This is a genomic window from candidate division WOR-3 bacterium, assembly GCA_039802205.1.
Classification (GTDB): Bacteria; Hydrothermota; Tepidihabitantia; order SM23-42; family JAOAFX01; genus JAOAFX01.
Window position 1 is genome coordinate 1 of record JBDRWD010000056.1, and the last position, 19350, is coordinate 19350.

Genomic DNA, 19350 nt, shown 5'->3' on the forward strand with positions numbered 1-19350 from the left:
ACCAGGGAAGACTTATTCAGAAATTTCATTGCAATGGTAAGCAGTAGTTGACATGAGAAAAGAATTAAATATCATAAGGGGACATCTCGCTTTGAAATTAAGGGGACATTTTACCTTTGGAATAACATCTCGCCAATTTTTTGTTGACAATCGTAAAAATTTATCTATAATTTAGTTATGCCCAATAAAGTCGTCGTCCATTATTTAGACCACCGAATAGAACGGGGTTATACCACTGATTTCAAACCCGATAAACCGATATTCCATCTGGTGGTTAAAGAAGGTGATAAAGAAAAATCCATCCCGGTCAAGATTGCTAACCTTAAAGCAGTATTTTTTGTAAAAGAATTGATGGGAAAATCACGATCGCGGCCGGTGGTAAAGAAGACATTTGAGGATATCAAAGATAAAAATTTAGTGGGTAAAAAAGTGAGGGTAGAATTCATCGATGGTGAAGTTCTATACGGTCTCACCATGGGTTATTCTCCCCAGCGTCAGGGATTTTTCTTTACCCCGATCGATCCGGAGAGCAATAATGAACGGATCTTTGCGGTGCTGAATGCAGTAAAAGAAATTACTTTTTATGACTGAATTATGGAGCGAATATGGATATCATAAAAAAATTAAAAAAAGATAAAAAACCGGAATCCGTCTTTGATACTTTACTAAAAAAGAAGCCAGCGGAAGAAAAACCCGCGGTTATGCCTGAAGATATGGAAGTAACCGCATTGACACCCGAAAAATCCCCACCGGAAATAACCCCGGTAATAGAGAAAAAAGAATCGGTACCGCTAAGGGAGTTCCGGACCGAAGGAATGCATGAGTTTGATATTGACAGTTTGGGTGTGGATTCAAATACTTCATTAAAGATTGAATACAAAGCAAAAATCACCAGACTAATTGATGAAAATAAATTTGATGAGGCGATTGCATTGATTAATGAATTAAAAGAAAAACTCCAGGGTTAGAATAGTGAATGTCATCATACCCGTTGCGGGCGAAGGAGTCCGCTTAAAACCCCATACCCATTTTTTACCTAAATGTCTATTATATGTGGCTGGGAAACCCATCCTTGGTCATATACTTGAGGGATTGAAAGGTTTAAAAATTGCCCAGATTCTCATTGTCGTGGGTAGCCAATCCGAACAAATCATCAAATTCTGTAAAAATTATAAATATAATTTCAAATTTGTAATCCAGAAGGAACGCCTTGGCTTAGGACATGCAGTATATCTCGGTTCTAAGGGACTGGTTGGTCCCACTCTCATTCTTTTAGGAGATACCATCACAGATTTTAATTTTTTTGAGTTCAGCGGTAAAAAAAATATCCTCGGTGTGAAAGAAGTAGCAAATCCCCAGCGGTTCGGCATCGTGGAGTTGGAGAAAGACCAGGTGAGAAGTGTTGTGGAAAAACCCACCCATCCAAAATCCAATCTGGCGCTTGTAGGTGTTTATTATTTTTCGCAAATCGAAAAACTCCATCGGGCGATGGAAATGGTGATAAAAAAAGGAATCAAGACGAAAAATGAGTACCAGTTGACCGACGGAATAGCATTAATGATCCAAAGAGGCGAGGAATTTCAGGTAGTAAAAATCAAGAACTGGTTTGACTGTGGCACTCCCGAGGCCCTGATTGAAACCAATCGCCATCTCCTTAAAAAAAATCATCATCGTTCCCGTCAGCCAAAGGCAAAGATTATTACCCCGGTCTATATCCCGGAATCTGCCGAAATCATTAATTCGATCATCGGTCCCTATGTCTCTATCGGCGAAGGAGTAAAGATAAAAAATTCCATAATCAGGGATTCAATAATCAATAATCATACCGTGATTGAAAATGCAATCCTTGAAAACTCCATAATCGGGCAACACGCGGTCATCCGGGGAAGTTTTAAAAGATTGAATGTGGGCGAATCTTCAATTCTTGAATTTCCATGAAACTCTTCTTGCTTCTGCTTCAAATTTTAGCAATCGATTTAAATCCTCCGGAAGTCCAGGAGCTCATCCAATCTGGGCTCAAATTTGCATACATAGAGAGATTTGATAGTGCAGCTTTCTATTTCGGCAAGGTGGTGGAGCTATATCCAGAAAATCCGGCAGGATATTTTTTCAAATCCGCTTTATTACAATTGAAGATGATGGATGGTTGCCATTTTCGCGATGAAAAAGAGTATTTAGATTTAATAAAAAAAGTTCGTATGCTCTGCACCGGTATTTTAGAACAAGAAGAAAATCTCTGGGCAGAATTTTATCTTGGCTCCAGTTATGCCTACCAGGCAGTTTATGAAGGACTGAAAAGGAATTATCTGGAAACTTTTAATTATGGTGTAAAAGGGGGGCGAATTCTTCAAGGAATAATAAAAAAGGATTCTTCTTTCTATGATGCTTATCTGGGCGCCGGAACCTATGAATATTTCTGGGCTCGGGCAAGTCGTTATCTCCCTTTTTTAAAACTCACGGATGGCAATGTGGAGGAGGCATTGAGAAAATTGCATCTGGCCGCTGAAAAGAGTATATATTCAGGACCCACTGCACGTAATTCTTTAGCCTTTATTTACGGTGAGGAAAAAAGATTTGATATCGCCACGCTCATCATCGATAGCCTCCTCGCTGAATATCCAGAATCCAAAACTTTCCACTGGAACAAAGCAGAATTAGAATTCAAGAAAAAAAATTATGAAGTGGCTTTGAGAAATTACGAGTGGCTTTTTTGCCAATATCTTGACAACACCAATTACTCTAATTTAGCCCAGTGTAAATTATACATCGGGAAATGCCATTATGAGTTAAAAAACCATACCGAAGCAAAAAAAGCTTTGAAAGAAGTTATCGGCTACAAAAAGTATCAGGACCAATATCCCTTGATAAAAGATTACCTCCGTGAGGCATACAATCTTTTGAGCAAAATTCTTTATTAAAATTAGCGTCTCATAATTTATGAAAAAACTCTTGCTCATATCCTATTACTGGCCTCCCTGTGGTGGTCCGGGTGCGATCAGGCCGGTCAAATTTGCCCGGTACCTTTCTCACCATGGTATTATTCCCATAGTGCTTACGCGCCGAAATATTGCCTACCACGCCCTGGATCCGGAATTGGGGAAAGAGGTGGAGGATGTCATTGTTTATCGGACCGAATCTTTTGATCCGGCGCGGATTTTATATTGCTTGGGAATGAAAAACTATCGTCCCCAAAAATGGCAGATACCAATAAAGAAGGGACTAAATTTTCCAGATAATAAGGTAGGGTGGATTCCCTTTGCATATTCGGCAGGATTGAAGATCTCCTTCGATTACATCTTTGTCACCGCACCCCCTTTTAGTGCGTTTATTACCGGCTACATGCTCGCGAAACGGACCAAAAAACCTTTAATCCTTGATCTCCGCGATGCCTGGCTGGAATTTCCCTTCCTACCTTATGAAAATCGAATCCAGCAGATGTTCGTCCTTTACTGGGAAAGAAAGACGCTCACTGCTGCGGCTTTGATTATCACCGTAAGCGAACGGATAAAAAAATCCCTCCTGGACCGTTATCCCAGTTTAGAAAACAAGACCTATGTCCTGCCGAATGGTTATGATCCAAGCGATTTCAATGAGCTATCTTTTCCTGAAAAATTCACCATCTCCTACCTCGGGACGATCCGAAAAGAAAGAAATCCTGAGCCATTTTTAATTGCCCTTAAAAAATTCATGGATGAAAACGCCCTAAAGACTGATAGTATTGAGTTAAAGTTTATCGGACATATTGAAGAAGAATACAGAAAATTAATTAATAAATACTCTTTCGCCCGAATCCTCGGACACCAACCCTATCATCAAGCATTAAAGGAATTCTGCCGCGCCCATGTTGCCTTGATGATTACCACCGGCGCTGATTTTTTCTTTCCCAGCCGGCAAAATGAATATCTGGCAAGTGGGCTGCCCATAATCTCCTGCGGACGGTCCGAGGGGCTTTTTATTTTAAACCAAGCCGCAAAAGATAATTATCCAGTTAAATTTTTTGCTTACGATGATATTGATGGGATGAAAGAAGGGATAAAAGATCTCTATATAAAGTTTAAAAAAAATGAAATCATCCGCAAGCCGCATCCGAATTTAGAATATACTCGACAAAATCTCACTGCCCGTCTCGCCACATTGTTGAGAAGTATTGACAAAGATTAAAAAGTAAATATAATAGAACTTAGCCAATTTAGAAAGGAGATGAGATGTACGGAGTGATCTTCGCCTTACACGTGCTCATTTGCATCTTATTGATCATTGTGGTCCTACTCCAGCAGACGCGAGGTGCGGGTATGTCAAGTGTCTTTGGTGGTGGAGGTTCAGATTCGCTCTTTGGCGGAAAAGGTGCAACACCGTTCTTCATTAAACTAACCTCCGGATTGGCTGTGGCTTTTTTTCTCACTTCTCTCTTCCTCGTGCTTCTTTCCCGGCGGCCCCTGGCTAAAACTGCCGTGGAAAAGGGTCTGGAGACCGAAATCCCAGTAGCACCTGCCAGCCCAATTCCGGAAGAACCAGCACCCTCATTACCCCAAGAAGGAGGTGAGTAATGTTTGCGGTCATCAAGACCAATAGCCACCAATATGTGGTCGCAAAAGGTGATAGAATCGTCATACCGGCTTTGCTTGGTGAATCGGGAAAAGAGATTGCCTTTGATAAAATTTTGATGATAAAGGATGAGCAGGGTGTTGTATTGGGAAAACCTTATATTGAAGGTGCGGTGGTGAAGGGTGTGATAAAAAAAACTGGTAAGATGCCGAAGGTTATCGTCTATAAATTTATCCGTCGGGAAAACTATCGCCGCAAAAAGGGACATCGCCAACAGTTCACCGAAGTGGAGATCACGGAGATAAAGAGATAAGGAGGTATCATGGCACATAAAAAAGGCACGGGTTCAGCCAAAAATGGTCGGGATTCCGAAGGCAAAAGGCTGGGGGTAAAAAGATTTGATGGACAGATTGTAAATACCGGTGAAATCATTATTCGCCAGCGGGGAACTCGTATCCACCCGGGGTTAAATGCAGGGATGGGCAAAGATTATACCATTTATGCCCTCACCCGGGGACGTGTAAAATTTGGCTGGACCAAGGGTGGGAAAAGAATTGTATCAATTATACCCCTCACCGCCTGATAGCTCTTTATAACTGAATCAGTTTTTTACAAGAAATCGGGCTAAATGTATCAAATTTTCTTGACAATTTTAAAAATATATGTATCATTTTACATATGGCGAAGTGGGTTAAGGCTAAAAGATTGAGTGTCTTCACCTCCAATCCCTATGCGGGCAATCCGGCATGGGTGGTGATGGGTGCGGATGATATTAAAGATGAAGATTTAAAGTTACTTGCCAACGATTTAAATCCGGTTTCGGATACTGCCTTTGTGCTCTCGGAACAAACCCACGAAGCCGATATTTATCTCCGTTTCTTTACCGGATCCGGAGAAATCAATTTTTCTGGACATGCCTCAATTGCGGCATATTTTGCGTTGAGCGGCGAGAATATTTTGAATTTAAAAGAGCCGGAGACGACGGTGCGCCAGCGCACCAAGGCGGGTATACAAATCGTCGACTTACGAGTAAAGGATAATAAAATAACCCGCGCCACCATGACCCTTGCCAAACCCAATTATCTGGATATTGAAGTTAATCCAGTTCAGTTATCCAGAATCTTAGGTATAAGTCAACATGACCTTTTGGCGGCCAATCTCCCCTTTGATATCATCTCAACTGGTTATTATGATTTGATCGTGCCAATAAAATCTTTGGAAATAATGAAGAATATCAAACCCGATTTTACCTTCATGAATAATTTCTGTATCCGCTTGGGGATCCATGGTATAATCGTCTTCTGCATGGAGACATTTGAACCCGGGGATACTGTATTTATGAGACACTTCGCTCCGGTTGTAGGTATCAACGAGGACCCGATTTCGGGTGCGGCTGCAGGAAGTGTTGGCTGTTATTTGATAAGAAAAAATCTCATTGAACCGAGCAATTTTTCAAGGATTATTGTGGAGCAGGGTTATCTCCAAAATCGGCAGGGGAAAGTCTATGTTCATGTGGAATGCAGTCGCGATCAAATCTACCGGGTAAAAGTAGGAGGGAATGCTGTTTTAACATTTACAGGCTATATACTTGCTCCTTAAATCGATCCGATCGCCTTACTGAAATTAACTTTGTCCTTTTTTAGTGAGGTATTTTATAAATATCCGGACGATTGCTGGATCAAACTGGGTTCCAGCATTCGCTTTTAATTCCTGAATCGCCTCTTCCTTGCTCAGGGCGTTCCGGTAAGGTCTTTTGGAGGTCATCGCATCATAGGCATCAGCCACGGCGATAATCCGGGCAATGATCGGTATCTCGCTTTTTTTTAAGCCCTCGGGATAGCCTGAGCCATTGTAATGTTCATGGTGATGTTTCACTCCGCTCAGGGCTTCAATTAACTCATTGAATCCCGCAAGCATATAATAACCGCGCATCACATGCATATCAACCTCTTCTTTCTCTGCCAAGGTCAATTTTCTTGGCTGAAGCAGGATGCTTTCATCAATGCCGATCTTCCCGAAATCGTGCAAGAGTGCTGCAACTTCCAGAATAACTTTTTCTTCCTCACTGAAACCCAGTTCTTCAGCAATTGCCAAAGAGTATTCGGTAACCCTGAGGATATGCCCATCGCGATAAGGAATCTGCCGGTCTATTTTTCTTCCAATCTTTCTTAAATCCTTTAATGCCTTCTTAGGATTCTCCCTCAAGGTCATAGCTACCATACTAAGGGTCTTTATTATCTCATCGAGATTCAATTTCTGCCCTTTACCCTGAGCCATACTTAAGTATTATAACGACCAAAAAAGATATGTCAAGCAAAAATTATTCTTGAATTTGTAAATTTAGAGAATTAATAAAATTCTGAGCCTTTTCCAGATTTTGAGTAATGAGGATTTCCAAGCCTTCAATACCTTTTGTGATCACCTCTTTAATCACCTTTTTCTCTTCATCTGTAAAGGGGCTCAAAACAAATTCCGCAGCATCGATACGCCGGGCTAAAAAATCCTGATTTGCTACGCCGATTCTTAATCGTGGAAAATCCTCGGTTTGGAGCGCCTCAATAATCGATCTCAATCCCAGGTGTCCACCATCACTTCCCTGGGCACGGAGTCGGAGTCTTCCGAGTGGAAGATTTAAGTCATCAACCACAACCAGAATACCCTCTTCTGGAAACCTCCGTTCTTTTTCAATTGCTTCGGCGACCACCATCCCGGAGTGATTCATATAGAGAAGGGGCTTTATGAGCCTCACCGTCCGCCCATCTATCTTGATTATTGCCTGAGCATAACTTCCAAAGTTAATAAAATGCTTGCGGTATTTTTTTGCCCAAAAACTCACAAACAAAAATCCCGCATTATGCCTGGTCCAGCGATATTTCATCCCGGGATTGCCCAGTCCGAAGATTAACATCCTTAGGCGATTCGATCGCCTTATGGAAGCTATTTAGCCTTGGGTGGTTCTTTTCCAGCTTTTTCTTCCTTCGCCTTCTCTTCCTTAGGTTTCTCTTCTTTTGGTTCTTCTCTCGGCTGTTCTGCCGGCGCCGCGGTTGGTGCTGCGGCTGCTTTTTCAACTTTGGGTGCGAGGATTGAAACTACTGGTGTCTCCGGTTTTAATTCAAATTCAATGTTGGGAAGCACGATATCTTTTAAATGAATCGTCTTACCCACATCAAGTTTGGAGATATCAACATCGATGTGCGCAGGTATATCTTCAGGCAGACAGCGGATTACTACCTCGTAAAGATGCTGGTCCAGCAAACCACCTTTTTTCACACCCGGTGCTTCGCCAATGAGATGGATCGGAATGGTGGCTTTTATTTTTTCTTTCCTACTGATGTGCTGAAAGTCGATATGTAACAATCTTCCGTCTATCGGATTGCGCTGAATTGCTTTTATCAGGCAGGGATAGACTTTATCATTTAATTTTAAATCTACTGTTACCACTTCCTTCTTTAATACCTCCAATACCTTTTCAAACTCCTTCTGGAGGACATAAACGCGTTTGCTCTTCTCTTTATGTCCATATAAGACCCCGGGAATTTTCCCTTCGCGTCTCATCCTTTTTACTTCTCCTTTCTTCTGGGGATCATATAAGTAGGCTTCAAGTTCCAGTTTCATTCTTCAACCTCCTTAAATAATGAACTTATTGATTCATTATTGTGAATCCTCTTTATTGCCTCAGCGAGAAGTTCGGCAATGGAAAGGATTTTTAGCTTCTCCGGCATCTTCTCCCGGGTGAATCTCACGGTATTTGTCACCGTTATCTCTTTTATCGGTGACCTTTCCAGACGGTCCAAGGCATTTGCGGAAAAAAGACCGTGGACTGCGGAGACATATATCTCCCGGGCGCCTTTCTCAGCCAGGGCTCCGGCGGCATCAACAACCGTGCCCCCAGTATCAATCATATCGTCATAAATAATAGCGTTTTTGCCTTTTACTTCGCCAATCACATTTATTACCTTGGATTGATTTGGTCCGGTTCTTCTTTTATCAATTATTGCAATTGGTACATCTTTACCAATACGCCGGGCAAAGGCACGAACCCGATTAACCCGTCCTGCATCCGGAGAGACAATCACATAATCAGAAATATTTTTCCGGTGATAATATTCAATGAAGACTGGTGCTGCATAAAGATGGTCAACCGGGATATTAAAATAACCTTGAATCTGCTCGGCATGGAGATCGATGGTTAAGACCCGGTGCGCGCCACTCACTCCGAGCAAATCCGCAATTAACTTCGCAGAGATCGGAACCCGTGGTTCATCCTTCCGGTCCTGGCGGGCATAGCCATAATAAGGAATTACCGCCGTGATGCGCTCAGCTGAGGCCCTTTTCGCAGCATCTAAAAACAATAATAATTCCATGAGATTTTCTGCTGGCGGGTTTGTGGATTGAACGATAAAGACATCTTGTCCCCGAATATTCTCCTCTATCTTTATCTTCAACTCCCCATCGGCAAATCTGGTTACAGAACTTCTACTGAGTGTGATCCCGAGAAATCGCGCAATCTCCTGGGTCAATTCCAAACTCGCACTGCCCGCAAATAACATTATCTTCTCCAATAGACCTCCCTTATCTCTCAATATTTGAAAACTGGGGCGGGAGGATTCGAACCTCCGCAACAGGATCCAAAATCCTGGGTCCTGCCATTAGACGACGCCCCAAATTTTTACACCCATTAGCACATCGTTGACCAGAGCATCTTGGTTTACCAATTACCCCGTGGTTTCAGCCTCGAAATACATGGCACCAATACCCGATAAATATTTAATTACTTTCTTTTTCACCTGCTCATCGACTACCGCATAAAGGCAAGAACCGCTTCCAGTAAGGGAAACCATATAGGCACCGGCAGTTAACAAATTCGTCTTTACATCCAGTAAATCTGGATGTGCCTTAAAAACAACCTTTTCAAAATCATTCACAATATTTAAGCCGGTTCGCACTTTCTTTTTTCTTTCTTGGAATATACTATCTACATCCATACCCGATGTCAAGAGCCATTTATCGTATTCCTCATAAGCCCATTTTGTAGAAATCGGGTATCCCGGATAATAGATTATTATTCTCATCTTGGGCAATTTGAAGAATTTAAGTTCATCGCCAATACCACGGGCAATTGCTGCCCCGCCTTTAATAAAAAACGGTACATCGCAACCCAAAATTTTACTCAAAGCCATTAAATCCTCATCCGGAATATTAAGTCCAAAAAGCGTCCTCAATCCCTTAAGTACCGCAGCCGCATCTGAAGAACCTCCGCCCAATCCTCCACCAATCGGAATATTTTTCTGTAAAGTCATTTTAACCCCTGAGTCGAGTCCATAACTGGTTAAAAAGAGGTGTGCTGCTTTAAAACAAAGATTTTCTTCTTTTGGGATCTTTAAACCTGGACTGACAAGTTCTATATCTTTTTCGGTTCTTTCCAAAAAGATTTTATCGCTCAGACTGATTGTTGAGAGGGTCGTTTCAATGTTATGATAACCATCCTCTCGACGTCCCAGAATTGTCAATCCGATGTTGATCTTGGCAGGGGCATCAATTCTGATCATTTTATCACCTCAATTCGGACTTTGACCACACCTTTATGGATCATCTCGATATCCTTTGCCGCGATATAAGATAAATCCACAATCCTTTCTCTTTTCTGGGGACCCCGGTCATTGACCCGCACGATGACACACTTTTTGTTTTCCAGATTCGTAACTTTTATTTTCGTGCCAAAAGGAAGCGTACGGTGGGCACAGGTATATTCGTATTTATTGTAAATTTCTCCTGAAGCAGTCTTTTTGCCATGAAATTCATCACTATAGTAACTCGCCATTCCATATTCCACAAAATGCATAGTTCTCTGTCCAGTGAGACAGCAGGAAAGCAACGGAAGAAGAAATATCATCAAATTATTATAATAGATTTTTTTCCAATGTCAATGAAGTTATTTCTTAAAAAGCTATTTAAACCGAAGTAATGCAAACACTATGCCAAAAAAATTTTTTTTCATTTTTGTTTTCGCTTGACTTTTTGCAACTTTTGGATAAACTTAACTGCATGATTTTATTGTTCTGTGGAAATTTTTTAAATAAAATAAAAACTAATGAAATTCAAAAGGTTTTTAGAAAAAATATGTGGATAACTTTGTGGATAAATGTGGATAACTGAATATGGGTGAACAAGCAAAAATATATTGGCAGAATATCCTTGAATATATAAAAGAGCGGATTCATCCGCAGTCATTTGCCACCTGGTTTAACCAGAGTAAGGGCATTGAATTGAAAGACGATGTCCTACTGGTGGAGATGCCGACCAATTTTCATATCGATTGGATTACGATGCACTACTCAAAAATTCTGGAAGAGGCGATTAATTCGGTGAACGGTACAAATTTAAGGCTTTCCTTCAAGGCGGCAAATCAAGAATACAACCGCCCGGTTGTTAAAAAGAAAAGAATAATCTTAGCCCACGATGCTACAAAACTCCAGGAACGATATACTTTTGAAAATTTTGTGGTTGGAAAGAACAACGAACTGGCGCATGCGGCGGCCCTAGCAGTGGCTGAAGCCCCTGGGGAAGCGTATAATCCATTATTTTTATATGGTGGGGTGGGATTAGGGAAGACTCACTTGATGCAGGCAATTGGCAATTTCATCATAAAACAACATAAAAATCTTAATGTCTATTACACCCAGGCGGAAAATATAATGAATGAGTTGATTGATGCAATTCAGAAAAAAGACCAACTCTCCTTCAAAAAGAAATATCGCAACAAGGATATTCTGCTTCTGGATGATATTCAGTTTATCTATGGAAAAGAACGCCTCCAAGATGAAATTTTCCATACTTTTGATTATCTCTATACGCAAGGTAAACAGATTGTCCTGACTTCCGACCGACCTCCGAAAGAATTATCCACTCTTGAAGAGCGTCTGACTTCACGATTCCAGGGTGGATTGGTTGTCGATATTCAGCCTCCGGACCTTGAAACCAGAATTGCCATCCTCCAGAAAAAGGCGGAATTAGAAAATGTCAAATTGCCCAACAATGTTGCTTATTATATTGCCTCCCGGGTGAAATCGAATATCCGGGAATTAGAAGGTTGTCTTATCCGACTGCTGGCGATCTCTTCCCTTTCCGGGCAGGAAATCAACGAGGCACTTGCGGAAGAGGCCTTGAAAGATTTGCTGGGAAATGGTTACCGGGTGAGTAAAGAAAAGATCATTCAGGTAATATGTAATGAATTTGGTTGCTCCCAAGAAGATTTAAAAGGAACCCGGCGCACCCAGCGCATCGCCTTGGGCCGACAGGTGGCTATGTATCTATTACGCAATCATCTCAATTTATCTCTTGCCGAGATCGGGCAAATTCTTGGGGGTAAAGATCACAGTACGGTAATTCACGCAATAGAAAAAATAAACAATCTTAAGGAAACAGATTTCGAATTCGCCCGGCTTTTAGAGCGGATAAATACGAAGATAAATTGTTGATAAAATGTTTATAAATATGTTTTTAAAAACGAGTTCAACTTCCTCAATTTTTATCAACATTTTTATAAACATTGTCTGGTTAATTTCTTCAAGGTATTTCATGAGATTTTTAATTTATCCACATTTCCACAGAATTAATATCAGCACCAGAGTTTATAAATATTTAAAAAAGTGTTAATGTAATGTAAGGAGGCAATAAAATGGAGTTTAAAATCAATCGTGCAAATTTTGAAAAGACCCTAAATAGTATTGTCAAACTAATTCCTCCCAAGAGTGCCCATACCGTTTTGCAAAATGTTATCATAGAAGTAAAAGAGAATAGATTGAACATTGAAGGAACTGACCTTGATATCTTTATTCGCAAAAGCCTGCCCTGCGATATGAAAAAAGAGGGCAAAGTTTTAATTCCTGGAAAAAAGCTTCTGGAAATTGCGCGCGAAGCAAATGTCGAAGAGATGACTTTTAAATTAAAAGAACTGAATCTCCAGATAAATGCAGGAAATGCACAATTTAATATTCCAGCACTTGATTACAGCGAATTTCCTGAAGTGCCATCTTTTCCTAATCAAAAATGGTTAAGTCTGAGTGCCGGAGAATTGAATGAAATGGTGGATTCTACAATTTTTATGGTCTCTAAGGACGTAAGCCGTCGAGCAATGAACGGAGTTTTATTACAGTTAAAAGATAGTACCCTCAATATGGTGACTACCGATGGAGCACGACTGGCATTATATCGAAAAGATTTAAATGGAGAAAATGGCGAGTTAATAATCCCACCTAAAGTTTTCGATTTAGTAGATGTCGCCCATCCTGAAGAACAAATAGAGATCTTTATTGAAGAAAGGATGTTAGGTTTAAAATTTTCCAATACCAGCATTATCGCTCGATTAATTGAAGGTCCATATCCTAATTATGAAAGTGTAATACCTAAGGTCTTCCCCGGTACCTGTACAATTGAAAAAGATATCATGGAGGGAGCATTAAAAAGAGTTTCGCTCGTTTCCAGTCCCACTATCAAAAGTGTTAAATTTGAATTCTCTGGTGAAAGACTTCTTTTGTTTGCTTCCTCACCGGATTTTGGTGAAGCCCGGGAAGAAGTTGCATGTCTTTATGAGGGTGAAAAAATGTCTATCTGGTTCAACGCAGGCTTTCTTTTGGAGATCATTAGACATATCCCGGGTGGAGAGATTCTCCTCCAGCTGACCTCACCCTCCACGGCTGCTCTTATTAAGTCTAAATCATTGGATAACTTAATATATCTGTTGATGCCACTAAGGATAGATTCCTATGAATAAAATAATTATTATCGTTGCATTGATCGCTGGAATAATCAATCCCATTTTCTGTGAAAGGCTGGGCGTGGGGATTATCATCGGCAGTCCCACTGGTTTTACTTTAAAATTTATTCTTGCTCGAAATTCCGCATTAGCTGGGAATGTTGGTTGGTCAATCGGTGATAATCCCCGACTCCATCTCACGGGTGATTATCAATTCCTTTTTCCCACGGTTTTGCGCTGGACAGATGAGATGAATGGAGAGCAACGGGAAATCAAAAATCTCACTCCTTTTCTCGGAATTGGTGGTAGGTTCAAATTTAAGGAGAACGAAGCCGACCAAAATACTGAATTGAATATCGGCTTAAGGTTGGGAGGCGGTATTGAATATGGTATTTCGCGGTTCGGTATTTTCTTAGAATTATATCCGGTAGTGAATATTCTACCTGCTACTGATTTTGATATCGAAGGAGGGTTGGGTGGAAGGTTTTATTTTTAATAAACAATCAGGTATTGACTTTGTCTCATTATTGGATATAATTTGTTCCATGCTTTTTTACCCTTGACTTTTTTAAAGAATTAGGTATAATATATATTGCCGAGGGGAAAAAGGATTCTGACCTGAGCTCCGAGTAATCGGGGCACTTAAAGATATGGCGTTGCCATATCTATGGTCTTTGAAAATTTATAAGAATTGGCGGAAGGTCGTGGGTTCAAGTTACTAAGGGCGCATGTGGGGATGCCTTGGCATCCAGAGGCGATGAAGGGCGTGGTAGGCTGCGATAAGCGCCGGTGAGGAGCGAACATCCGTTGACCCGGCGATTCCCGAATGGGGAAACCCATCCTGTGGAAACACAGGATATTCTCCGCCTTGCGCGGAGAAGGCCAACCGGGGGAAGTGAAACATCTCAGTACCCCGAGGAAAAGATATTCCGAGAGTAGCGGCGAGCGAAATCGGAAAAGCCCAAACCGAACTGCATGTTAAAGCGGACAGGCGTTGTGCAGTCGGGGTTGTGAGGTCCAGCCGCACCCGATCTGTCCTGAGGGTGGTGAAGTTACAAAACCTCGGAATAGCCGAATCTTCCTGGAAAGGAGAGCCATAGATGGTGATAGCCCAGTAGGCGAAATTCCAGAGGTCTTCACGGGCTGGATTCTCAAGTAGCACGGGATAGGTTATCCTGTGTGAATCTGCCCAAACCACTGGGTAAGGCTAAATACTCCTGGATGACCGATAGTGCACCAGTACCGTGAGGGAAAGGTGAAAAGAACCCCTGGCGGGGAGTGAAATAGAACCTGAAACCATGCGCCTACAATCAGCAGGAGTTTGACCCCTACCTGAGTAATCAGGTAGGTGCGTCGAATGACTGCGTGCCTTTTGCATAATGAGCCGGCGAGTTGTCCTAACCTGCGAGCTTAATCCCACTATGAAAGTAGTGGGAGGAGGCGTAGGGAAACCGAGTCCAAATAGGGCGTATTAGTAGGTTGGGGCATTACCCGAAACCCGGTGAGCTACCCATGGTCAGGGTGAAATTCCGGTGACACGGAATGGAGGCCCGAACCGGTGGATGTTGAAATATCCTCGGATGAACTGTGGGTAGGAGTGAAAGGCTAACCAAACCGGGTGATAGCTGGTTCTCCCCGAAATGCCTCTAGGGGCAGTCTTGGGTGTTCAGTGGTAGTGGTAGAGCACTGGATAGAAGAGAACCCTTCGGGGTTCAAATCTAACCAAACTCCGAATGCTACCACTTAAAAGCCCAGGAAAGAGGCGGTGGGGGATAAGCTCCATCGCCGAGAGGGGAATAACCCAGACCACCAGCTAAGGTCCCTAAGCGTTGGCTAAGTGGGAAAGGATGTGAGATGACTCAGACATCTGGGATGTTGGCTTAGAGGCAGCCATCATTTAAAGAGTGCGTAACAGCTCACCAGCCGAGTCGTCTTGCGCCGAAAATTTACCGGGGCTCAAGCCAACCACCGAAGCTGTGGCTTCTCAACCGTTAAGGTTGGGAGGGGTAGGGGAGCGTTCCGTTGTAGGTCGAAGCTCTGTCGCGAGACAGGGTCGACGAAACGGAAGTGATTATGCCGGCACGAGTAGCGATAATCCGGGTGAAAAACCCGGACACCGAAAGCCCAAGGGTTCCTGGGGAAGGTTAATCCGCCCAGGGTTAGTCGGATCCTTAGCTGAGGCCGAAAGGCGTAGGTGATGGGAAAGCCGTCAACATTCGGCTACCATCTGTGGTCTCGTTATCACCTATGGGGTGACGCTGATGGTAGAGGCGGTCCCTGTGTTGGAATACAGGGTCCAAATACTTCAAGGGAATCTCCAGGCAAATCCGGAGGTTCTTAACCTTGGGGTATGATGGGGAGGCCCAAAAGGGCCATAAACCCGCCTCGAGATTCAGCCGAGAAAAACCTCTATGGGAGAGACCACGGGTGTCCGTACCGGAAACGAACACACGTGGGCGAGGTGAATATCCACAGGTGCTCGGGTGAACCCTTGTTAAGGAACTCGGCAATCTAACCCCGTAACTTCGGGAGAAGGGGTGCCCGCTATGATGAGTAGCGGGCCGCAGTGAAAGGGCTCCCGCGACTGTTTAACAAAAACACAGGTCTCTGCTAAGCCGTAAGGCAAAGTATAGGGACTGACACCTGCCCGGTGCCAGAAGGTTAAAGGAGGAGGTTATCCTGGCGCAAGTCAGGAGAAGCTTCCGACTGAAGCCCTGGTAAACGGCGGCCGTAACTCTAACGGTCCTAAGGTAGCGAAATTCCTTGGCGGGTAAGTTCCGTCCTGCACGAATGGTGTAACGACGGGAGCGCTGTCTCGACAAGGGGCCCGGCGAAACTGTAGTGGCGGTGAAGATGCCGCCTACCCACGGTAGGACAAAAAGACCCCGTGAACCTTTACTGCAGCTTGCCATTGAATCTTTGCAGGACATGTGTAGCATAGGTGGGAGGCTATGAAGTCCCGACGCCAGTTGGGATGGAGCCGCCAGTGAAATACCACCCTTGTTCTGTCGGAGGTTCTAATCCACCATGTGGAATGGTGGAGACAGTGGCAGGTGGGCAGTTTGACTGGGGCGGTCGCCTCCTAAAAAGTAACGGAGGTGCCCAAAGGTTCCCTCAGTGCGGACGGTAATCGCACGTGGAGTGTAAGGGCATAAGGGAGCCTGACTGTGAGGCCGACAGGCCGAGCAGACACGAAAGTGGGGCCTAATGATCCGGTGGTCCCGTGTGGAAGGGCCATCGCTCAGCGGATAAAAGGTACTCCGGGGATAACAGGCTGATCGGGCCCGAGAGTTCACATCGACGGCCCGGTTTGGCACCTCGATGTCGGCTCATCGCATCCTGGGGCTGGACAAGGTCCCAAGGGTCGGTCTGTTCGCCCGTTAAAGCGGTACGTGAGCTGGGTTCAGAACGTCGTGAGACAGTTCGGACTCTATCCACCGTGGGCGTAGGAGACTTGAGAGGAGCTGTCCCTAGTACGAGAGGACCGGGATGGACGGACCTCTGGTGCACGAGCTGTTCCGCCAGGAGCACCGCTCGGTAGCCATGTCCGGATGGGATAACCGCTGAAAGCAACTAAGTGGGAAGCCCACCTCAAGATTAGGTCTCCCGTTCAACCCAGGGGCAACTCTGGGTTGACCTGAAGGCTACCGGTAGACTACCGGTTTGATAGGCCACAGGTGTAAGTGCAGCAATGCATTGAGCCGAGTGGTACTAATCAGCCGTGCGACTTGGACTCCCTTCCGCCATTTTTTAGAATTCATATAAAATTCCCGGCGGCAATACCGGTGGGGAAACACCTCTTCCCATTCCGAACAGAGAAGTTAAGCCCACCAGGGCCGATGGTACTGTGCTGGTAACGGCACGGGAGAGTAGGTCGTCGCCGGGTTTTTTATTTTTACCTTTAATTTGTTATAAATTTTTGATTATAATATTAATGACAATGGTTATCATTTTCAATAAAGAAGAAATTTATGGCTAATGGGTTTAAACATTTTCCGCTATTGAAAACTTCTGTAGGGTGAATAAAATTGTTGCTTTCTTAAAATAAAAAGAAAGAAAGGCTAAATTGAAAGTCCCAGAAGAAGAATTAAAAAGGTTAGAAATACTTTTAGAAAAAAATATGACGCAGATAACCGCCAAGATTCTTGTGCTCTCTAATAAAGGAGGTGTTGGCAAGAGTTTTGTGGCGGTAAATCTTGCTGCGGGCTTGGGCAAACTTGGTGCCAAAGTTGGTATTTTGGATGCTGATATTCATGGTCCCTCAGTTGCCAAGATGCTCGGATTTGAAGGCAGACCGCCTATGATGGATGAAGATGGAATATTACCATTTACCGTTAATTCAAATCTCGTTGCCTTTTCAATGGCTTCATTACTACAGAATGCAGATACACCTGTAAACTGGCGTGGTCCTTTGAAGATGAGTGTATTGAAGCAGTTCCTTGCTGAAATAAACTGGGGTAAACTTGATTACCTAATTGTTGATTCACCGCCGGGCACCGGCGACGAACCATTATCAGTCATTCAATTAATCCGTAACCTAACTGGTACAATCATTGTTACTACACCGCAGGATATTGCCTTACTTGATTCAAGGAAGTGTGTCCACTTTCTGCACCAACTATCAACACCAATTCTTGGGATATTGGAAAATATGAGCGGTTTTGTCTGCCCACACTGTAGCAAAGAAATAGATATCTTCAAAGCCGGGGGTGGCGAAAAGGCAGCAAGAGAACTGGGTATACCATTTTTAGGCAGAATTCCATTAGACCCCCATATCGTAGAGAGCACGGATATTGGCAAACCATTGGTTGAATCACATTCTGATTCAGAGGCAGCAAAAATATTGATGGATATATGCAAAAATATTGATGAAAGGGTGCGCGGTAGTAAAAAACAAGATAATCTTAATGAATAAAAAAAGTTATATACTTTTGATTATAAATCAGATAAGTCAAACAATTATTATTGGTAGACTTGGAAAATTAAAATTTAACAAAGGTCTTTATATCTATCTGGGCTCGGCAAGAAAGAATATGCTTCAAAGAATAAATAGACATCTATCAAATCAAAAAAAGAAATTCTGGCATATTGATTTTCTTTTAATGAGCCAGGGTGTAAAAGTAAAGGAAGTATGGATAGGTTCAAAAAGTGAATGTACAATGGCACAACTTTTTCTTGAAAATGGCGCTGAGTATATCAGAAGATTCGGCAGTTCGGACTGTAGATGTCTTTCTCACTTGATCTTTGTCGAAAAGAGTATTGATAAAATTAAAAAGATATTAAAGAAAAATGGATTTAAGAAATTCGACGTTTAAACCGATTGGCATTGTCCACTCGCCATATAAAACAAAATCTGAAGCGCCCCATCAAGGTGATGAGACAATAAGTAAGATTGAAATCTTCCCTGAATTTGTTGAAGGGCTTAAAGCTATTGAGGGCTTTTCCCAAAAAAAATAAAAAAGGGTGGTTGGCTTGCTAAAAAATATGGCAATCTACAGCCCAGAATTTATGAATTTGAATCAAATCTTAATTTTATTGCTGGAAAACAATTTATTCTGTATAGTTCAGATAAGCCCGATATTATTTCAGGCTGCGCTCCTGAATTTGGTGGAAGAAAAGAATTCTGGAGTCCTCAGCACCTTTTTGTTGCAGCGATTGAACTCTGTTTGGCAACGACATTTTTATGGTTGCTTGAGAAAGAGAATCTAATTATTGCAGCATATAGAAGTCATGCAGTTGGTAAGGCGCATTTGAAAAATAAAGATTTTGTGTTTAGTGAGATTTTGATTAAACCAATTATCACCATATGTGAAAAAAATATAAAAGAAAAAATTCTCAATTTGATTCAAGAGGCAGGGCAAGAATGTATGATATCAAAATCGATTATCTGTCCCATACTCATAGAACCAGAGATAGAGATAAGTGATTAGAAAAAGCCTGGACAATTTTATTTACTGAGTACTCCTCACTTTTTCCTCCCCCTTTGATGGGGGAGGATTAAGGTGGGGGTGATAAAAATGGATTTGTCTCTTGATTCTTTTTCAATTTGT

Annotated in this window: 21 protein-coding genes, 1 tRNA gene and 2 rRNA genes; 17 read left to right on the forward strand and 7 right to left on the reverse strand. The window is 42.6% G+C overall.

Annotated features, from left to right (window positions below; genetic code table 11):
• Nucleotides 1-177 precede the first annotated feature (177 nt).
• The 9 genes from ABIL39_09930 (at nucleotide 178) to ABIL39_09970 (ending at nucleotide 6144) form a co-directional block, all read left to right on the forward strand.
• A complete protein-coding gene (locus ABIL39_09930; GenBank protein ID MEO0166440.1) occupies nucleotides 178-591 on the forward strand; it encodes a hypothetical protein in 414 nt (137 codons plus the stop codon).
• 14 nt (nucleotides 592-605) lie between these two features.
• Nucleotides 606-968: a hypothetical protein gene (locus ABIL39_09935; GenBank protein MEO0166441.1), complete on the forward strand. Its 363-nt coding sequence runs from the start codon at nucleotides 606-608 to the stop codon at nucleotides 966-968.
• Nucleotides 969-972: 4 nt separating this feature from the next.
• Nucleotides 973-1938: a sugar phosphate nucleotidyltransferase gene (locus ABIL39_09940; GenBank protein MEO0166442.1), complete on the forward strand. Its 966-nt coding sequence runs from the start codon at nucleotides 973-975 to the stop codon at nucleotides 1936-1938.
• On the forward strand, nucleotides 1935-2918 hold the full coding sequence (locus ABIL39_09945) for a tetratricopeptide repeat protein (protein ID MEO0166443.1): 984 nt from the start codon (nucleotides 1935-1937) through the stop codon (nucleotides 2916-2918). Before ABIL39_09940 ends, ABIL39_09945 begins: the two co-directional genes overlap by 4 nt.
• Before the next feature lie 19 nt (nucleotides 2919-2937).
• Complete coding sequence (locus ABIL39_09950) at nucleotides 2938-4161, forward strand: glycosyltransferase (protein MEO0166444.1); 1224 nt, start codon at nucleotides 2938-2940, stop codon at nucleotides 4159-4161.
• A gap of 44 nt (nucleotides 4162-4205) precedes the next feature.
• The gene (gene secG, locus ABIL39_09955; GenBank protein MEO0166445.1) at nucleotides 4206-4547 is read left to right on the forward strand and encodes a preprotein translocase subunit SecG; all 342 of its coding nucleotides are present in this window, start codon (nucleotides 4206-4208) and stop codon (nucleotides 4545-4547) included.
• The gene (gene rplU, locus ABIL39_09960) at nucleotides 4547-4858 is read left to right on the forward strand and encodes a 50S ribosomal protein L21 (protein ID MEO0166446.1); all 312 of its coding nucleotides are present in this window, start codon (nucleotides 4547-4549) and stop codon (nucleotides 4856-4858) included. Before secG ends, rplU begins: the two co-directional genes overlap by 1 nt.
• A 9-nt stretch (nucleotides 4859-4867) precedes the next feature.
• Nucleotides 4868-5128 carry a 50S ribosomal protein L27 gene (gene rpmA, locus ABIL39_09965; GenBank protein MEO0166447.1) on the forward strand — a complete coding sequence of 87 codons (261 nt, stop codon included), beginning with the start codon at nucleotides 4868-4870 and terminating at the stop codon, nucleotides 5126-5128.
• A gap of 95 nt (nucleotides 5129-5223) precedes the next feature.
• Nucleotides 5224-6144: a PhzF family phenazine biosynthesis protein gene (locus tag ABIL39_09970; protein ID MEO0166448.1), complete on the forward strand. Its 921-nt coding sequence runs from the start codon at nucleotides 5224-5226 to the stop codon at nucleotides 6142-6144.
• A 24-nt stretch (nucleotides 6145-6168) separates the two neighbouring features.
• On the opposite strand, the gene ABIL39_09975 is transcribed toward ABIL39_09970, so the two are convergent.
• The 7 genes from ABIL39_09975 to ABIL39_10005 all read right to left on the reverse strand — a co-directional run bounded on the left by ABIL39_09975 (nucleotide 6169) and on the right by ABIL39_10005 (nucleotide 10438).
• Nucleotides 6169-6822: an HD-GYP domain-containing protein gene (locus ABIL39_09975; GenBank protein MEO0166449.1), complete on the reverse strand. Its 654-nt coding sequence runs from the start codon at nucleotides 6820-6822 to the stop codon at nucleotides 6169-6171.
• Nucleotides 6823-6865: 43 nt separating this feature from the next.
• On the reverse strand, nucleotides 6866-7453 hold the full coding sequence (gene pth, locus ABIL39_09980) for an aminoacyl-tRNA hydrolase (protein ID MEO0166450.1): 588 nt from the start codon (nucleotides 7451-7453) through the stop codon (nucleotides 6866-6868).
• 29 nt (nucleotides 7454-7482) lie between these two features.
• Nucleotides 7483-8160: a 50S ribosomal protein L25 gene (locus ABIL39_09985; protein MEO0166451.1), complete on the reverse strand. Its 678-nt coding sequence runs from the start codon at nucleotides 8158-8160 to the stop codon at nucleotides 7483-7485.
• Nucleotides 8157-9107 (reverse strand): ribose-phosphate pyrophosphokinase, encoded by a 951-nt coding sequence (locus ABIL39_09990; protein MEO0166452.1) that lies wholly within the window; start codon nucleotides 9105-9107, stop codon nucleotides 8157-8159. Before ABIL39_09990 ends, ABIL39_09985 begins: the two co-directional genes overlap by 4 nt.
• Nucleotides 9108-9138: 31 nt before the next feature.
• Nucleotides 9139-9209 (reverse strand) — tRNA-Gln (locus tag ABIL39_09995).
• A gap of 51 nt (nucleotides 9210-9260) precedes the next feature.
• Nucleotides 9261-10094 (reverse strand): 4-(cytidine 5'-diphospho)-2-C-methyl-D-erythritol kinase, encoded by an 834-nt coding sequence (gene ispE, locus ABIL39_10000; protein MEO0166453.1) that lies wholly within the window; start codon nucleotides 10092-10094, stop codon nucleotides 9261-9263.
• Nucleotides 10091-10438: a septal ring lytic transglycosylase RlpA family protein gene (locus tag ABIL39_10005; GenBank protein MEO0166454.1), complete on the reverse strand. Its 348-nt coding sequence runs from the start codon at nucleotides 10436-10438 to the stop codon at nucleotides 10091-10093. The genes ispE and ABIL39_10005 overlap by 4 nt, the downstream gene beginning before the upstream one ends.
• Before the next feature lie 265 nt (nucleotides 10439-10703).
• On the opposite strand from ABIL39_10005, the gene dnaA reads away from it, so the two are divergent.
• The 8 genes from dnaA (at nucleotide 10704) to ABIL39_10045 (ending at nucleotide 19230) form a co-directional block, all read left to right on the forward strand.
• On the forward strand, nucleotides 10704-12023 hold the full coding sequence (gene dnaA, locus ABIL39_10010) for a chromosomal replication initiator protein DnaA (GenBank protein ID MEO0166455.1): 1320 nt from the start codon (nucleotides 10704-10706) through the stop codon (nucleotides 12021-12023).
• A 200-nt stretch (nucleotides 12024-12223) separates the two neighbouring features.
• Nucleotides 12224-13318 (forward strand): DNA polymerase III subunit beta, encoded by a 1095-nt coding sequence (gene dnaN / locus ABIL39_10015; protein ID MEO0166456.1) that lies wholly within the window; start codon nucleotides 12224-12226, stop codon nucleotides 13316-13318.
• On the forward strand, nucleotides 13311-13796 hold the full coding sequence (locus ABIL39_10020; GenBank protein MEO0166457.1) for a hypothetical protein: 486 nt from the start codon (nucleotides 13311-13313) through the stop codon (nucleotides 13794-13796). Before dnaN ends, ABIL39_10020 begins: the two co-directional genes overlap by 8 nt.
• Nucleotides 13797-14008: 212 nt before the next feature.
• Nucleotides 14009-17036, forward strand: a 23S ribosomal RNA gene (locus tag ABIL39_10025).
• Between the two features lie 33 nt (nucleotides 17037-17069).
• Nucleotides 17070-17186 (forward strand): 5S ribosomal RNA (gene rrf, locus ABIL39_10030).
• Between the two features lie 180 nt (nucleotides 17187-17366).
• The gene (locus ABIL39_10035) at nucleotides 17367-18215 is read left to right on the forward strand and encodes an Mrp/NBP35 family ATP-binding protein (GenBank protein ID MEO0166458.1); all 849 of its coding nucleotides are present in this window, start codon (nucleotides 17367-17369) and stop codon (nucleotides 18213-18215) included.
• Nucleotides 18208-18615 carry a GIY-YIG nuclease family protein gene (locus ABIL39_10040; protein MEO0166459.1) on the forward strand — a complete coding sequence of 136 codons (408 nt, stop codon included), beginning with the start codon at nucleotides 18208-18210 and terminating at the stop codon, nucleotides 18613-18615. The genes ABIL39_10035 and ABIL39_10040 overlap by 8 nt, the downstream gene beginning before the upstream one ends.
• Before the next feature lie 267 nt (nucleotides 18616-18882).
• The gene (locus tag ABIL39_10045) at nucleotides 18883-19230 is read left to right on the forward strand and encodes an OsmC family protein (protein ID MEO0166460.1); all 348 of its coding nucleotides are present in this window, start codon (nucleotides 18883-18885) and stop codon (nucleotides 19228-19230) included.
• The last annotated feature ends 120 nt before the right edge of the window (nucleotides 19231-19350 follow it).